10 protein-coding genes are annotated in these 14,876 nt (G+C 73.9%); 3 read left to right on the top strand and 7 right to left on the bottom strand.

Annotated features, from left to right (window positions below; translation table 11 throughout):
- Positions 1-44 precede the first annotated feature (44 nt).
- Both FB388_RS02095 and FB388_RS02090 read left to right on the top strand, forming a co-directional pair.
- Positions 45-806, top strand: a complete 762-nt coding sequence (locus FB388_RS02095) for a GNAT family N-acetyltransferase (protein ID WP_211361722.1) — start codon at positions 45-47, stop codon at positions 804-806.
- Positions 807-812: 6 nt separating this feature from the next.
- A complete protein-coding gene (locus tag FB388_RS02090) occupies positions 813-2,114 on the top strand; it encodes a polysaccharide pyruvyl transferase family protein (RefSeq protein WP_211361721.1) in 1,302 nt (433 codons plus the stop codon).
- 101 nt (positions 2,115-2,215) lie between these two features.
- Here FB388_RS02090 and FB388_RS02085 read toward each other — a convergent pair whose 3' ends face one another.
- The 7 genes from FB388_RS02085 to FB388_RS02055 all read right to left on the bottom strand — a co-directional run bounded on the left by FB388_RS02085 (position 2,216) and on the right by FB388_RS02055 (position 13,452).
- Positions 2,216-4,339 carry a heparinase II/III family protein gene (locus tag FB388_RS02085; RefSeq protein ID WP_142096090.1) on the bottom strand — a complete coding sequence of 708 codons (2,124 nt, stop codon included), beginning with the start codon at positions 4,337-4,339 and terminating at the stop codon, positions 2,216-2,218.
- The gene (locus FB388_RS02080) at positions 4,336-5,550 is read right to left on the bottom strand and encodes a glycosyltransferase family 4 protein (protein WP_142096087.1); all 1,215 of its coding nucleotides are present in this window, start codon (positions 5,548-5,550) and stop codon (positions 4,336-4,338) included. Before FB388_RS02080 ends, FB388_RS02085 begins: the two co-directional genes overlap by 4 nt.
- Positions 5,547-7,811 (bottom strand): glycosyltransferase, encoded by a 2,265-nt coding sequence (locus FB388_RS02075; protein WP_211361720.1) that lies wholly within the window; start codon positions 7,809-7,811, stop codon positions 5,547-5,549. Before FB388_RS02075 ends, FB388_RS02080 begins: the two co-directional genes overlap by 4 nt.
- Entirely contained in the window at positions 7,808-8,857 is a 1,050-nt protein-coding gene (locus FB388_RS02070; RefSeq protein ID WP_211361719.1) for a glycosyltransferase family 4 protein, read from the bottom strand. The genes FB388_RS02075 and FB388_RS02070 overlap by 4 nt, the downstream gene beginning before the upstream one ends.
- Complete coding sequence (locus tag FB388_RS02065; protein ID WP_142096084.1) at positions 8,854-10,368, bottom strand: O-antigen ligase family protein; 1,515 nt, start codon at positions 10,366-10,368, stop codon at positions 8,854-8,856. The genes FB388_RS02070 and FB388_RS02065 overlap by 4 nt, the downstream gene beginning before the upstream one ends.
- On the bottom strand, positions 10,361-11,866 hold the full coding sequence (locus FB388_RS02060) for a P-loop NTPase family protein (RefSeq protein WP_142096082.1): 1,506 nt from the start codon (positions 11,864-11,866) through the stop codon (positions 10,361-10,363). Before FB388_RS02060 ends, FB388_RS02065 begins: the two co-directional genes overlap by 8 nt.
- A gap of 167 nt (positions 11,867-12,033) precedes the next feature.
- On the bottom strand, positions 12,034-13,452 hold the full coding sequence (locus FB388_RS02055; protein ID WP_142096080.1) for a sugar transferase: 1,419 nt from the start codon (positions 13,450-13,452) through the stop codon (positions 12,034-12,036).
- A gap of 366 nt (positions 13,453-13,818) precedes the next feature.
- Here FB388_RS02055 and FB388_RS02050 point away from each other — a divergent pair, with 366 nt between their 5' ends.
- Positions 13,819-14,862, top strand: coding sequence for a hypothetical protein (locus tag FB388_RS02050; RefSeq protein WP_142096077.1), 1,044 nt, complete (start codon positions 13,819-13,821; stop codon positions 14,860-14,862).
- Positions 14,863-14,876: the final 14 nt, after the last annotated feature.

Here is a 14,876-nt window from a genome sequence, read left to right as displayed (position 1 = left end):
CCCGGCCGGGCTCCTCGATATCGCAGATGCACAACTTGCTCAGGGTGGCGACGCGGTTCTACCTCCGGCCGGTACGGCGGGTGTTCGACGACACGCGCCACCACGCCGTGCGGCGAACCTGGGGCGTACGGCTCGGCCCGCAGCCGGTGATGGGGCACGAGATCGTGCTGCGGAGCCCACGCTTCGGGGACGCGGAGCAGTGGCGCCGGGTCCGCACGCGGGAGCGGGAGCGCATCGAACCGTGGTGGGCCTCCTCGCCGCTCACCTGGGAGGAGCGGCACGCCGACGCGCAGTGGGCCAGCGACCTGCTGCAGGCCAGGCGGGAGGCCCGGGCCGGGCGCGCACTCCCGCTCGTCGTCGAGATCGACGGGCAGCTGGCGGGCCAGTGCAGCCTCGAGTGGATCGCCCCGCACACGAGCACCGCCGAAATGGGCATCTGGATGGACTCCCGGTGGGCGCGCCGAGGGCTGTCCCCCGTGGCGGCGGCGATGATGGTGGATTACGCGGTCTTCGACCTCGGCCTGCACCGGCTGATCGCGCCGATCGGCGCGGGCAACGCCGCCGCGATCGCGGGCGCCCGCAAGCTCGGGATGCGGTTCGAGGGCACGATGTCCGGGTTCCTCGACGTCGGCGGCGTCCGGCGCGACCACCAGCTGTGGGCACTCACCCGCGAGGGCATCCCTGCGGGCGGCCTCGCTGCGGCGATGCTGCAGTCCGCTATGGACCGGGGTCCGGCATGTGATGCCGATCTCAGCGGTCGGCCCCCGGTCGTGCGCCGTCACGTTTCCCGCCGGACCGGCGACTAGTACGCCGTGACGAGATCGGGGGCCGAGTTGCGGATCGTGGTCCAGAACGGCGAGTACTGGCTGTCCAACAAGGGCGATCTGGCGATGCTCGACGTCACCCTGCGCCGCCTGCACCAGCGGTGGCCGACGGCGCACCTCGGGGTGCTCACGAGCGCCCCGCTGTTGCTGCGCGCGTTCGCGCCGGCTGCCGAGCCGCTCACCGTGACAGGCCGAGGGGCGTGGCCGAGATCCGGCATCGCGGCACGGCTCGCGTCCCGCCTCGGTCCGGGCGTGGCCGGTCCCCCGTCGATCGCCTGGCTGTCCGCCCGGGACCGGGTGGACGCCTATCGGCAGCGCTTCCTGACCCGGATGGGCGCGCGCCGGTCGTCCGCTCCGGGCTGGGTCCCCGCCGCGGCTTCCGACGCCACTCTGGTGCTGGCGATCGGTGGCGGCTACCTGACCGACGTCGACGCCGAGCAGGTGCACCGCACGCTCGACCTGCTCGAACACGCCGCCGACCGCGGCATCCCCACGGCGATGGTCGGGCAGGGACTCGGCCCGCTCGACGACCCCGTGCTGCGGGACCGGGCCCGCGCCGTGCTCCCGCGCGTCGACCTGATCGCGCTGCGCGAGGGGAGGAGGGGCCCCGGATTGCTCGCCGAGCTCGGCGTCCCGGCCGAGCGGGTCGTGATCACGGGCGACGACGCGATCGAGCTGGGCCACGCCGCGCGCCGCGACGAGCCGGGTTCGGACATCGGCCTCTGTCTGAGGGCCGCCGGGTACTCGCCGGTGGCGCGGGCCGCCCGGGCTTCGGTGGCCCGCGCAGTCACGGCGCTCGCGACCGAGAACGGCAGCACGATCCGCCCGCTGATCATCTCCGAGTACCACTCCGAGGACCGCCGATCCACCCTCCCCCTCGTCTCCGGGGTCCCCCGGGTCGCCCCCGTACTGGGCCGCTACGCCACCCCGCACGAGCTCGCCGGCCGGGTGGCGCACTGCCGCGTGCTCGTCACCGGCGCCTACCACCTCGCGGTGTTCGCACTGTCGCAGGGCATCCCGGTCGTCGGCCTCAGCTCGTCCCGCTACTACGACGACAAGCTCCACGGCCTGCGCGACATGTTCGAGGGCGGGCTCGAGCCGATCCGGCTGGACGACCCGGACCTCGACCGCCGCCTCGGACGGGCCGTCCGCTCCGCATGGGACCGAGCAGGCGAGGTCCGTGAGCCCTTGCGCGCGCGGGCCCGGGAGCAGATCGACGCGAGCCGGCAAGCGTTCGAGCGCGTCTACGCCCTGGTCGAGCGCGCCGACCGGGTGGCCAACCCCGCCTGACCGAGGGCACCTCCGACTCGCGCACACGGAGAGCGCGACTCGCGTGCACTCAGAGCGCGACTCGCGGGTATGGGCCGGCGCTCCTCCCGCGAGTCGCGACGTCAGTGCGCGCGAGTCGCGGTGTCGTGGGGCGTCCCGACGGTCACGGCGCCCGGCACCGCCGGATCGAGGGCGACCGACCGCGCCACCCGCGCATCCCCCTCGCGCTCGGTCCAGCACACCTCGATCACGTCCGTCCCGCCGACCGTGAGCCCTTCGACGACGGGGTCGGCGAGCTGGGAGACCGTCAGCACGGTCACCACCACGGCCGGCAGCCGCGCGGCCTCCAGCACCGTACCCACCAGCCAGGCCGGCTCCCACGCCTCGAACCGGGGCGACCACCACCCGAGCCGGGTCTCCTCGTCCCCCCGCACTGCCCACGGCGTGCCGACCGCGGACGCGATCTGCAGCACCGGCCGGCCGTCACGGGTGACGAGGTGGGTGTCGTCGGCAGTCCGCACGTCGAGCTCGGGGTGTAGCGGCCACGCGGTGCGGACGCGGTGTTCGCCCTCGCCGGTGAGCAGGTCGACGACCAGGACGGAGTTCTGCCCCCGCGGCGCGACGACGTAGCGGCGGTGGGTCACGGGTTCGGCGAGCCGCGTGTAGCCGTCGTGTTCGGCCTCGACGATCCCGCGCTCCAGGTCGACCGACCGGACGGTCGTGTTCGCGTGGCGTACCCAGAGGAACGGCCCGCCGGGAACCGACTGGTCCTCGTCGTCGACGGCGACGGTGGCGTGCGCCCGCGTGCCGCGGAAGGCCCGCCGCCAAGCCGGCTCGGCGTAGTAGCTGCCGGTGCCGGGATCGCCGACGAGGTCGCGGCCGCCTGCGGTCACGGTGACGGACAGGGCGTCGGCATGGCCGTGCGCCGCGATCGACAGGTAACCGAGGGGGCCGGTGTCCACCGTGATCCTGCGGTCCTCCCGGCGCATCACGACCAGCCCGCCGTCGGCCGCGTACAGCTCCCTCTCGCCCGGAGCAGGCACAGCGGCGCCGCCGGACCCGCCGAGCCAGGCCGCGGCCAGGTCGGCCGCTGCCTCGCCGAGCAACGCGGAGACCGCCGCGAGGTGCCGGTGCACGTCGGGGACCTGGTCCGGGAGCAGCCGCAGGGCGATTCCGCCGTCGTCGTCGCCGTAGCGGGGCAGCGGGTCGCCGTCGCCGAGGAGGGCGCGCAGGTAGCGCGCGCCCCGTTGCAGGCCGTCGAGGACGGGCTGGGGCGGCTGGTCCCCACGCAGCCGCACCAGGGCGGCCGGCACCAGGAACAGGTCCGAACAGAACTGCTGGTACACGGTGGACTGCTCGGCCCCTGCGCCGTCGGGCAGGATCTGCCGGCCTGCCTCCCTGGCCAGCACGCCGAGCGCCCTCGCCTCCCAGCGCCGCGCCCCCGGGATCTCCGGGTGCAGGATCGCGATGGCGGCGAGCCCGGCCATCTCGCCCACGAGATGGTTGTTGGCGGAGCTGAACCGCGAGCGCTGCCGCCAGAGCAGCGGCGCACAACGGCTGAGCATGCTGACGGCCCGGGCATACCGCTCCCGAGTCAGCGAGGGCGCGTCGCGGAGGCCTTGGAGCGCGATCGTGACCGACAGCGCGCGCACCCCGACCTCGAACGCTCCCCGCCACGCGATGCCGTGGCCCACGGGGTTCTGCTCCAGCCACCCGTCGAGCTGGTCGAGTGCTGCGTCGGCGTAGGCGCGGTCGCCGGTGAAGAGCCATGCCTGAGCGAGCCACGGCAGGTGCTGGAGCCGGTTGAGCTCCCAGATCCACTTCGGGTCGGCGGCCGCGGTGCGGTGGTCGAGCCGGTTGGCCGCTACCGCGGGCCAGCGGAAGCCGGAGCGCGGGTCGACCTGCCAGTCGATCGGCCCCGGACCGAGATCTACCGGCTCCTGTCCGAAGAAGGCGAACCGGCCGGCGCGGCACTCGTCAGCTGCGGCGACGACAGCGGCTGCCTCGGCGGGGAACCGGTTGGCCAGGTCGGCGGCCCGCGCGCGATCGAGCAGTACGGGCCGGCCGACGGCATCGCGGAACCCCGCGAAGGTGCCCTCCCAGTACGAGCTGTCGACGTCACGGGTTCGCTGCGCGTGCCGCAGCGCGGGCGCGGCCGTCTCGGAGATGACGCGCTGCACCCGCCACGCCAGCTCCGGCGCGCTCATGGCCCGGACCCGCGACCAGTACCAACCGAGGCGGTTCATCGCACCGCCACCCCCGTCCTCCCGCGGTCGAGCAGCCGCTCGTAGAAGCCGAGCAGGTTGCGCTCGGACACCTCCCAGGACAGCCGGTCCGCCACCCGGGCCCGTCCGATCTCACCCATCCGCTCGCGGCGGTCGGGGTCGTCGAGCAGTTCGTCGATCAGTGCCGCGAAAGCCGGCTCGTCGCCGGCCGGGGCGTACGCGGCCGCCTCACCCGCCGAGACCCGGGCCTCCCGCAGCTCGAACGACACCAGCGGCCGCCCCATCGCCATGTACTCGACGACCTTGTTCATCGTGGAGAGGTCGTTGAGCGGGTTCTTCGGATCCGGCGACAGGCAGACGTCCGCGGTGGACAGGCAGCGCTGCACGAACTCGTCGGGCACCCTCCCGGTGAACTCCACGCAGTCGGACAGTCCCAGGTCCCGGGCGAGTGCGATCAGGTCGTCGAGGTCGTCCCCGCCGCCCATGAGCACCGTGTGCAGGTCGTCGCGACCCCGGTCATGTCGCAGGTGGGCGAGCGCGCGCAGCGCGCCGTCGACCCCGTCCTGCGGACCCATCACCCCGAGGTAGGCCGCGAGGTACCGCTTTCCCCGCCGCAACGTCGGATCGGGCTCGCGAGGGCGGAACCGGCTCAGATCGGGCGCGCTGCGCACCACCTGCACGGCGCTGGGCGCCTTGCGACCACGGGTGAGCGCGAGCTGCCGGTAGCTCTCGTTCGTGCTGATCACCCCGTCGGCCAGGGCGAACGTGACGCGTTCGAGCAGCTTCGCCACCCCCAGGAGCGCCCGTCCACGTCCGAAGCGGGAGTGGAAGAGCTCCGGGACGAGGTCGTGGTGGTCGAAGACGAACCGCGCGCCCGCGGCCACGAGCGGCAGCGCCGCGAGGAACAGCAGGTCGGGCGGGTTGCAGGCCTGCACGACGTCGACGGGGCCCTCCCGGCGAACGCGCAGGGCGAGCCGGAGCGTGTGCCACAGGGCGACCCCGTACTCCCGGACGTACCCGGAAGGCCCTCCCGTTGCCGCTCGCAGCGGGTAGCGCAGGATGCGCACGCCCTCGAGCACGACCTCCGGTTCGGTGTCCATCGAGCCGCCCATCGGGCAGACGACGACCACCTCGTACCCGGCCCGGACGAGCGCGCGGCTCTCCTGCCACACCCGCCGGTCCATCGGGACCGAGAGGTTTTCGACGAGGATCAGCACGCGGGGTGACCTCATCGGACCGCCAACCGCGTGATCAGTTCCTGGAAGCGTGCCGCAGTGTGCTCGATGGAGTACTCGGCCTCGGCGCGCTGCCGCGCTCGCTCGCCCATCTCGGCGCGCATCCGCGGGTCGTCGAGCAATATGCCGAGGCGGTCAGCGAGGGCGGACGCGTCCCCGACCGGCACGACGTACCCCTCCCTGCCGTCGGCAACCAGGTCACGCACCGCCCCGCAGTCCGTCGCGACGACCGGCACGCAGGCGGCCATCGACTCCAGCACCACGAGCGGTGCGCCTTCGTGCACCGAGGACAGGCAGGTGACGTCGCAGCCCGGCAGGAGCTCCCGGACGTCATCGCGGACGCCGGTGAACAGCACGTGATCCGCGATTCCCAGCTCGGCCACCAGTGCCCGCAGGGCGGGCTCCTCCACCCCGCCGCCGATCACGACGAGGCGCAGCCGCGCCCGGTCGACGGCCAGCCGTGCCGTGGCCCGCAGCAGGATGTGGTGCGCCTTCTGCTTGCTCAACCGCGCGGCGATGCCGATCACCAGGTCGGCGTCGTCCAGCCCGAGTCTGCGGCGCGCCTCGGCCCGGTCGGCCGGGCCGGGCCGTGGACCGACGACGATCCCGTTCGGGATCACCACCTCCGGGGCCCGGCGCCACGGGAACCGGCCGACCCCCTCCTCCTCGTGCAGGTAGCGGCCCTGGCTGGGGGCCAGCAGCACGAGAGCCTCGGACAGGAACAGTGTCTCGACGACGTGGCGCGGGAGCACCCGGCCGCCCACCCGGGTGAGGTCCATGTCGTGCGCGGCGACCACGTGCGCCGCACCTGCCAGGCGCGCCGCGACCCGCCCGAGCGCCAGTGCCGCCCGGTTGTGGTGGGCGACGAGCACGACGTCGGTGTGCGCGGCCCGGAGCGAGCGGACCAGGCGCGGGAGCGTCCGCATGTCGAACCGTCCCGTGCGGTCGAGCACCTCGACGGGCACCACCTCGCGGAACGCGTCGCCGAGGGGCCCCTCGGCGCGCAGGCACACCAGCCTCGGCTCGACGACCGACCGGTCGAACCGCCGGCACAGGTCGAGCAGCAACCGCTCGGCCCCGCCCACCGCAGTCTGGTCGAGGACGACGGCGAGCCGCGCGGGCTTGCGCCCGGCCGTCCGCGCGAGCGTCGCACCCGCGCGGCGGACCGACCGATCGAGCGTGAACTCCGCGAGCACCCGGTCGCGGGCCGCGCGGCCCATCTCCGCGGCCCGCGCCGGATCGCGGAGGATCTTCACGAGTGCGTCCGCCGTCGCGCGCGGGTGCCGCGACGGCACGAGATACCCGGTGACGCCGTCCTCGATCATCTCCGGCACCCCGCCCACCTCGGTGCCGACGACCGGCACACCGCACGCCATCGCCTCGAGCACCGCCATCGGGAAGCACTCGGTGGTGGAGCTCAGGACGGCGACGTCCAGCGCGGGCAGCAGCGCGGCGACGTCCGGCCGGGACCCGGCGAACGTGACGTTCCCCGACATGCCGAGCTGTCGCGCCAGCTCCTCGAGCTCTGGGCGCAGCGGCCCGTCGCCGATCACGAGCAGGTGCGCCTCGGGGACCTCGTCCACCACCATCCGCATGGCGCGCAGGAGGGTCGGGTGGTCCTTCTCCTCCCGCAACACCGCGACGATCCCGATCGCCCTGGCCCCCGCCGGCAGTCCCAGATCGACCGGGGCACCCGGGGCGAAACGTGCGGGGTCGACGCCGTTGTGGATGATCTCGACCTTCTCCGCGGGGTGCCCGAGCTCGTCGACCAGGTAGGTGCGCTGAGCGTGCGCGACGCCGTAGTAGGCGCTCGTCAACGGCTCGAGCAGGCGGTCGACCACGGGCCGGATCCGCCCACGAGGGCCGATATCGGTGGCGTTGTGCACCCAGACGACCGAGCGCGGCACCCGCGTGAGCGCGGCGGCGATCCGGCCGAGCGCCTCGGCGTTGTAGCCGCGGGTGACCACGATGTCCGGCCGCTCCTCCCGCATCGCGCGCACGAGCGCGACGAGTGCTCGGACCGGCCGGGTCCGGCTGTGCAGGGCATGCGCCGGCACGCCGGTGTCGCGCAGCTCGTCGAACAGCTCGCCCTCGTCGCCGACGCAGACGATGCTCACACGGAACGCGTCCGGGTCGAGTGCGGGCGCGAGCGTCACCACATGCCGCTCGGCCCCGCCCAGCCCGAGGTCGGGCACGACGAACATCACCCGCATCGGGCCCGCCCGTCGCGGCGTCCTCCGCCACCACGTCGCACTCATCGCCCCGCCACCCCCTGGTAGATCGCGTCGATCCGGCGCCACACGACGTCCACGTCGAACTCCCGCAGGGCCCGCTCCCGCGCCGCGGCCCCGAGCGCGGCGCGCAGACCGGCGTCGGCGAGCACCTTCCGCAGCGCCGCGGCCAGCGCCTCGACGTCGTCGGGCGGGACCAGTAGCCCCGTGCGGCCGTCGTCGACCAGCTCGGGGATGCCTCCCACCTCGCTGGCAACGACGCACAGGCCGTGCGCCATCGCCTCCAGCACGGCCATCGGCTGGCCCTCGTTGCGGGACGGGAGCACGAGGACGTCAGCTCCGGCGAGCAGCTCGCCGACCTGATCCGGCGGCAACCAGCTCCGAACCTGCACCGAACCCTCGAGCCCGTGCTCCGCGACCACGCGCCGGGCCCGCTCGACGGCGCCGTCCCCGGCAAGAGTCAGGCGGGTGCCCGGCGCGAGCCGAGCCCACGCCTCGATCAGGACGAAGGCGCCTTTGCGCTCGCCGATCTCACCGAGGAAGACGGCGTGCGGCGGGGCGTCCGGAGGGCGGGCGGCCGCGACGGGCACCGGCACGGCGTTCGGCACCGGCACCACCCGGGCGGCCGGGGCGATCAAGGCCAGCTCGCGCGCCCAGCGGTCGCCGAGTGCCACCACCACGGCGGCCCGCGTCAACGTCGCGCGCACGACCGCCCGCAGCGGCCGGGGCAGACCGGCGTGGAAGAGGTGGAACTCGGCCCCGTGCAGGTGCACCACGGCTGGGACCCGCAGCGCCCACGCCAGCCAGAACAGACCGGCCTTACGCGCGAAGCTGCCGTACGAAGCCATGTGCAGGTGCACGAGGTCGGGCCGGCGCAGCAGCAGCGCGACGACGTACTGCCCCAGGGCGCGGGCGAACACGGCCACCTTCACGGTCCGGCTCCCGTCGCGGTGGGACGCGATGTGCTCCACGAGCCAGCGCTCCCACAGCGGGGTGCCCCGCAGCATGCGCACGTAGCTGGCGACGCCCCCGCGCGTCCGCATGCTCGTGGAGACCATGAGCACCTTCGTCATCGGACGGCCACCGGGGCCCGGTCGGGTTCGGCGCGCACCGACTCCGCGGCCCCGATGGCAGCGCCGACCAGCAGGAACACCAGGAGGTTCGCGAAGTCGAAGTAGCGCAGGTCGACGGTGAGACCGCACACGACCCACGTGCCGACCACGGTCAGCGCGAGCAGACCGAGCCGGCGACCGGCGAGACCCTCCACCGGCATCCGCCGCAGCACCGACAGCAGCTTCCAGATCACCCCGATCAGCACGGCGAGCCACAGCACCAGCCCCACGACGCCGAGTTCGGCGGCGATCCCCAGCTCGTTCTCGTGCGAGGCGATCGCGTAGCCGCGCCGGAAGTCCACGTTGGGCGCCCAGACCTGGTGGTGGTAGGTGTTCAGCGCGGCGAACCGGGCAATACCCCAGCCCAGGATCGGCTTCTGCTCGATCGCCCACAGCGCGGTGGCGATGGCGTTCAACCGGTCGTCGACCTCGCTGGTGGAGCCGATGCCGCCCGCCGCCCGGTCGCTGCTCGTGAAGGTCGTCCAGGTGAGCGCGATGAACGCGACCGCGCCGCCGAGGGTCACGACGAACCCGGCGCGCGCGCCTGCGGCGAACACCGCGCACAGCACGACGGCCAGGCCGAACACGAGCCACACCGCGCGGGTGTGCGTCAGGTAGATCCCCGGCACGCACATCGCGGCGACGACGAGCCCGGCGATCCGCGCCGCCGGGCGCAGTGACCGCTCGCGCGCGAGGAACATCCCGGTTACGAAGCCCGCGATCATCGTCAGGCCGTTGACGACCGGCTGGTTGAAGATGCCGACCGCCCGGCCCTCCCAGGTTCTCGACTCCAGGATGTAGTGCGGCCAGACCAGCGCCGTCGGGCCCGTGAACTGGACGATGCTGACCGCCGCCGAGTACGCGGCGAGCACCGTGATCAGGAACAGCACCGGCCGGATCGTGCGCTCCGTCCGGAACGCGACGCGCGCCACGACGAAGGCCAGGAACGGCATGAGCGTGCCGGTCATGATGAAGCGCAGGACCGGCACGACGGCCCCGGTTCCGGGCTCGACGGGCGGCAGATCGTGCGGCCACACCGTCGAGACGAGGTTCCAGAGCAGGTAGAGCGCCATCGCCGCCTCGATGGCCCCGATCCGGAACCGCATCGTGCCCCGAAACACCGCCACCCCCGCCACGATCATCAGGGCCAGCAGCGCGAAGACCATCGGCTCCGAGGGGAGTGCGGGAACCTCGACCGCCAGCCGCGTGAAGCTCGCGACCAGCAGCACGAGCATGGCTGCGGTCGGCGAGCCCAGCACGAGAGCGGCCATGGCGAGCGCGGCGGCCACGAACAGCAGACCGGAGGGGCCGCTGACCGGCCCGGCGAACACCACGGCGACGATGACCAGCACCCCGGCCCCGACCCCGGCGTGCAGCGGGAAGGCCGGCGCCGCCACGATCGCGGCGGCGTGCGCGCGCACGGTCGCCACGCCGCGCCGGGCCGTGCCGGTCAGCGTCGTCGCATCAGCCATGGTCCGGGACGTCCGCCGCCGGCCGCTCGTGGTCCTCCGAGTTCGCGCCGACGGAGACCGGCCTCGGTCGCGGGCGCGGAGAGGGGACGGGGCTCTGCGCGGGCCCGACGAGCTCGGTCGACACCACCGGGAGCACGTTGGTCATGGTCTCCGCGGAGCCCTCGTCGGCGCCGCTCCGCGGTACCAACACCTCGCGCGGGCTGTCGAAGTGCGGCTCGTCGAGAACGATCCCGGTGACCGTGGCATCCACCTGCCCGAGCAGCCGGAGCGCCTCGCCGGCATCGCTCCAGGTCGTCGTGTCCCGCTCGAGCACGAGCAGCACCCGGTCGGCGGCGGCACAGACGATCTGGCTCTCCGGCGCCTCCAGCAGAGGCGGCGCGTCGAGGACGGCGAGCGGGGAACCTTCGGCGACCTCGTCGACGATCTCGCTCACCTGCTCCGGCGCCACCAGCGACCACGCTCCGTCGCCGGTCCTGCGACCGACCGGCAGCACCAGCACGCCGTCCGGGCCGGACAGGAGGGCGTCCCGCGCCGCCGCGCGCTCCGCGAGGGCATCCAGGAAGCCGGGTCGGATGTCGGGCGTCGTCAGGTCGGCCCGCACGAGCACGGCCTGCCTGCGGGGGGCCGATCCGGCGGCGGCGAGCTCGCGCGCCAACCGCCGGGCCGCCACGCTGCCGCGGGGAGCAACGACCGCCAACACCGTGCGCTCGGAGTGGCCGGCGAGACGCAACGAGTTGACGAGGGTGCGCACCAGCCGGGCCCGCTCAGCGGGAGCGACGCCGGCAACGTCCTCGAGGACCTCGACACCGAGGCGGTGCCGGACGTCGACCTCGTTGCGGACCCGCGAGTCGGTCACGACGAGCAGCAGCGCGACGAGTACGCCGAGCAGCGCTCCCCCGACCGCACCCGTCGCGGTCGCCACGAGCGGGTTCTCCCTCGAGCTCGCCACGCCGGGTTCCGACTGCAGCGGCTTCAGGTGGTTCGTGTTGTCGGACACCACATCGGTGAGCCGGCCCTGGAGCGACCGGATCTGGTCGAGCACGATGTTGACCTGGACGTCCTGGCGAACACCGGGACCGGTGAGCTCGGCCGTGTTGCGGTCGATCTCGGCCTGGATGTCCTCGGCTGCCCGGCGGCGCTCCTCGATCAGGCTCTCGCGCACGTCGTTCCGGAACGTGTCCGTCGCGACGGTCGCCGCGCTCCGGGCCGCCTGCTCGTCGGAGCCGGTCGCCGAGATGTAGAGGATCGGGCTGGTCGCCCCGGTCATCGCCGTGAGGGCGACGTCCGCCGGGATCCCCGACTCGCGCCGCAGCAGTTCCTGGTAGCTGGCCTGGTTGAAGTAGTTGACGTAGCCGAGCGCGAGTACCGCGTCCTGCTCGGGCCCGCGCTCGGCGGACTGCGTCGAGAGCGCCGCCGTCGCGGTGTAGGTGGTGGTCGCCGTGGTGAAGAACCACGCCGCCGACGTCGCCGCTCCGACCAGTGCCAGCACTACGATCACCGGCCACCGCCGGAGGACGCGCACGGTGTATTGCTGCAGCGGGCTCATTCGCCGCCCTTCTCGACCGATGGGTGTGGAAAGTGCTTCCCGACGCACCGGGTGCGCCGAGTTCCGGATGAACTACTCGTGCGGTGATCGCCGGGCATTACTCCACCCGGCTCTGGGCGTCAGTAGGCGCCCCGGGTGCCCGCGACTGCTCCGAACGTCCGCCAGAGGATCAGCGCGTCGAGCGCGAGGTTCCAGTTCTCGACGTACCGCAGGTCGAGCCGCACGGACTCCTCCCACGACAGGTCGCTGCGCCCGCTGATCTGCCACAGCCCGGTGAGTCCGGGCCTGACCAGCAGGCGCCGCTGGGCGTCGCGCCCGTAGGTGGCGACCTCCCTCGGGAGCGGCGGCCGCGGCCCGACGAGCGACATCGAGCCCATCAGCACGTTGACCAGCTGCGGCAGCTCGTCGAGCGAGTAGCGGCGCAGGAGCGCCCCGACCCGGGTGACCCGGGGGTCGTGCTTGAGCTTGAACAGCGGTCCGGCGCCCTCGTTACCCGCGCGCAGGTCACCGAGGCGCTGCTCGGCGTCGACCACCATCGTCCGGAACTTGAGCATCGAGAACTCGCGGCCGTGGCGACCGACCCGCGTCTGCCGGAACAGAACGGGCCCGCCGTCTAGCTTGACTGCGATCGCGATGCCGATCAGGAGCGGTGCGACGACGACCAGCAGCAGCGCGGAGCCGAGCCGGTCGACGACGTGCTTCGTCACCCACGAGACGCCGGTGAAGGTCGGCCGCGTCAGCCGGAGCAGCGGCAACCCGTCCACCGGGTCGAGGTGCAGCCGAGGACCCGCTACCTCCATCAGGCCGGGATCGACGACGAGCTCGGCCTCCGCCAGGTCCTCGAGGTTCCAGGCCAGCTGGTGGAGCCGGCGCGGCGTCCAGCCCGGGGTCGGGCACACGGCCACCACCCGGTGACCGCCCTCGCGCGCGGCATCCGCCACGCCGTCGAGGTCGCCCACGACCGGGACGCCGAGGATGCCGTCGGCGCCCAGGTTCGCCGCGCCCGTGGGCGTGCACACCCCGGTGACCGTCCATCCGCGGTTGGTGTCCCTACGGGTCCTGATGATCAGGTCGGTGACGGCTTCGATCGTGCCGACAGCGAGCATCGGCACCGTGCAGCGGCCCTGCTTGCGGAGGCGGTAGAGCCACAACCGGAGCGCCAGACGGCCGGCCGCGGCAAGCGCGCCGGCCATCGGCATCAGCCCGAAGACCCACGGGCGCGGTGCCGTGGCCTCGAGAGCGAGGCCGAGCAGACCGAGGGTGACGGCGCTGGTGACCACCGCACGGATCAGGCGGCTGAACTCCTCCGAGCCGTGGCCGAGGATGCGCGGATCCCAGGCGCGCGATACGACCAACCCGCAGACCATCAGCACGCCCGAGAGGAGCCCGACGCTCGGGGAGACGTCGCCGAACTCCGGGATGTCCGTCCCGAGTCCGAGCGACAGCCCGACGAGCACGGCCAGCGTGATGGCGATGAGGTCGGAGACGACGGCTGCCGCCCGGAACCGCGCCGCCCACCGCCCTGCCGCGGCTGCCATGGCACGGGACCCGGGCGACTGTGCCCGGATCGCCGTTGCTAACCCGGACTGATCAGTACCGAGATCAGCACTCACCTACGTCCCCCTCGTCCCAATATCGCGAGCCCGGTGCATCTCGATCACACCTGCTCGCGAACCTCCCGGCGCCGCTCGTGTTGTCACGTCCACGGCACCGCGGGGTGCGCCCGTCGATCTCAGTCGTGCGGGTGGCGGTCCTCGTTAACGACTGATCGCGCGCACCGCCCGCGGAGACCGGCGGGATGCGCTCCGGTAACGGGACCCGGTCGTCGGTCGAAACCCCAGGTGGAGCTCCCCAGCCCCCGGCCGGCCCGATCCGGCCGCCCCTGTCGTCGAGGGGTCACCACCTTGCGCAGCACCATCCTCAGGCACCGCGGCCTGATCCCCGTCAGCCGCGCGCTCACCATCGACCTGCTCGTGCTCGCCGCCCTGTTCGGCGCCGCCGTGCTGCTCGGTCTCCTGATCCACGGCCGGCACGCTGTGGCCCACGAGGCGGTCGGGGTGCTCGCGCTCGCCACCGGGCTCGCCGCCGCCATCCTGCTGGCCGCCGTCGCCGGGCTCACCGGCAGCGCCCGCACCGGGCGGATCGCGGGCGCCGTCGCCCTGTACGCGGGCGTGGCACTGCTCGTGCGGGCGGCCGGGCTCGAGGAGCCGATGAACATCTGGGTGTTGGCCGGCTCCGTCGCGATGCTCGGCGCGCTCGGGCTGCTCGTGCTGGCCGTCAGAGGGCCCGTCACCGGGTGGGCCGGGAAGTACGCGGCGAGCGTCGTCGGCGGGCTGACCGTCGTGATCGTCGCGGTCGTCGCCGCCGCCGCCGTCGTGCTGCCGGGGCGGATGCCGCCCGGGTGGCTGGTGGCCACGCTCGACGTCGTGGCCTGGTCCGGGACCGGCGCCGCGGGGATCATCGCGCTCGGCTCGGGCGCCCGGTCCGGGCGGGCGCTGATCCGCCGCACCGGGATCGGCTTCGCCACGCTGTCGGCCGCCCACGCCGTGCGGATCGTCGCAGGTCAGCCGCCCGGATCCGACCAGGGTGCCGTCGACGCCGCACTGGAGCTCACCGCCGTCGCGATGCTGCTCGTCGCCGCGGTCGCGTTCTTCGTCGCCGTCCTGCGCGGCCTGCGCACACCGGCCGTGGCACCCGTCCCGGCCCCGGCCGCCGTGCTCAGACGCTCCGCCGACCACCGGAACGCCGCCGCCGCGAGCCTCGTCGGCTCCATCACCGTCGGGCCGGTCACGGACGCGATCCGGATCCTCAGCCCGGCGATGGTGGCCGGCACCGCCGCCGACGGCCACGACCGGGCGGGCGGACCACCGCGCCGCTGGAGCCGCACGAGCCCCCACCGCCGCGGCCGCCCCGACCGCGGCCGCCCACCGGGCCGCACCCGCGACTGAACCGCGAGTCGCGG

It is taken from the genome of Pseudonocardia cypriaca, assembly GCF_006717045.1.
Lineage (GTDB): Bacteria > Actinomycetota > Actinomycetes > Mycobacteriales > Pseudonocardiaceae > Pseudonocardia > Pseudonocardia cypriaca.
Note: the sequence above shows the minus strand (reverse complement) of the source record. Positions and strands in the feature narration are given on the sequence as shown.

Coding starts and splice junctions, on each gene's coding strand:
- FB388_RS02085 (WP_142096090.1), bottom strand. CDS start 4,339: ATGAACCGCCTCGGTTGGTACTGGTCGCGGGTCCGGGCCATGAGCGCG.
- FB388_RS02080 (WP_142096087.1), bottom strand. CDS start 5,550: ATGAGGTCACCCCGCGTGCTGATCCTCGTCGAAAACCTCTCGGTCCCG.
- FB388_RS02075 (WP_211361720.1), bottom strand. CDS start 7,811: ATGAGTGCGACGTGGTGGCGGAGGACGCCGCGACGGGCGGGCCCGATG.
- FB388_RS02070 (WP_211361719.1), bottom strand. CDS start 8,857: ATGACGAAGGTGCTCATGGTCTCCACGAGCATGCGGACGCGCGGGGGC.
- FB388_RS02065 (WP_142096084.1), bottom strand. CDS start 10,368: ATGGCTGATGCGACGACGCTGACCGGCACGGCCCGGCGCGGCGTGGCG.
- FB388_RS02055 (WP_142096080.1), bottom strand. CDS start 13,452: ATGGCAGCCGCGGCAGGGCGGTGGGCGGCGCGGTTCCGGGCGGCAGCC.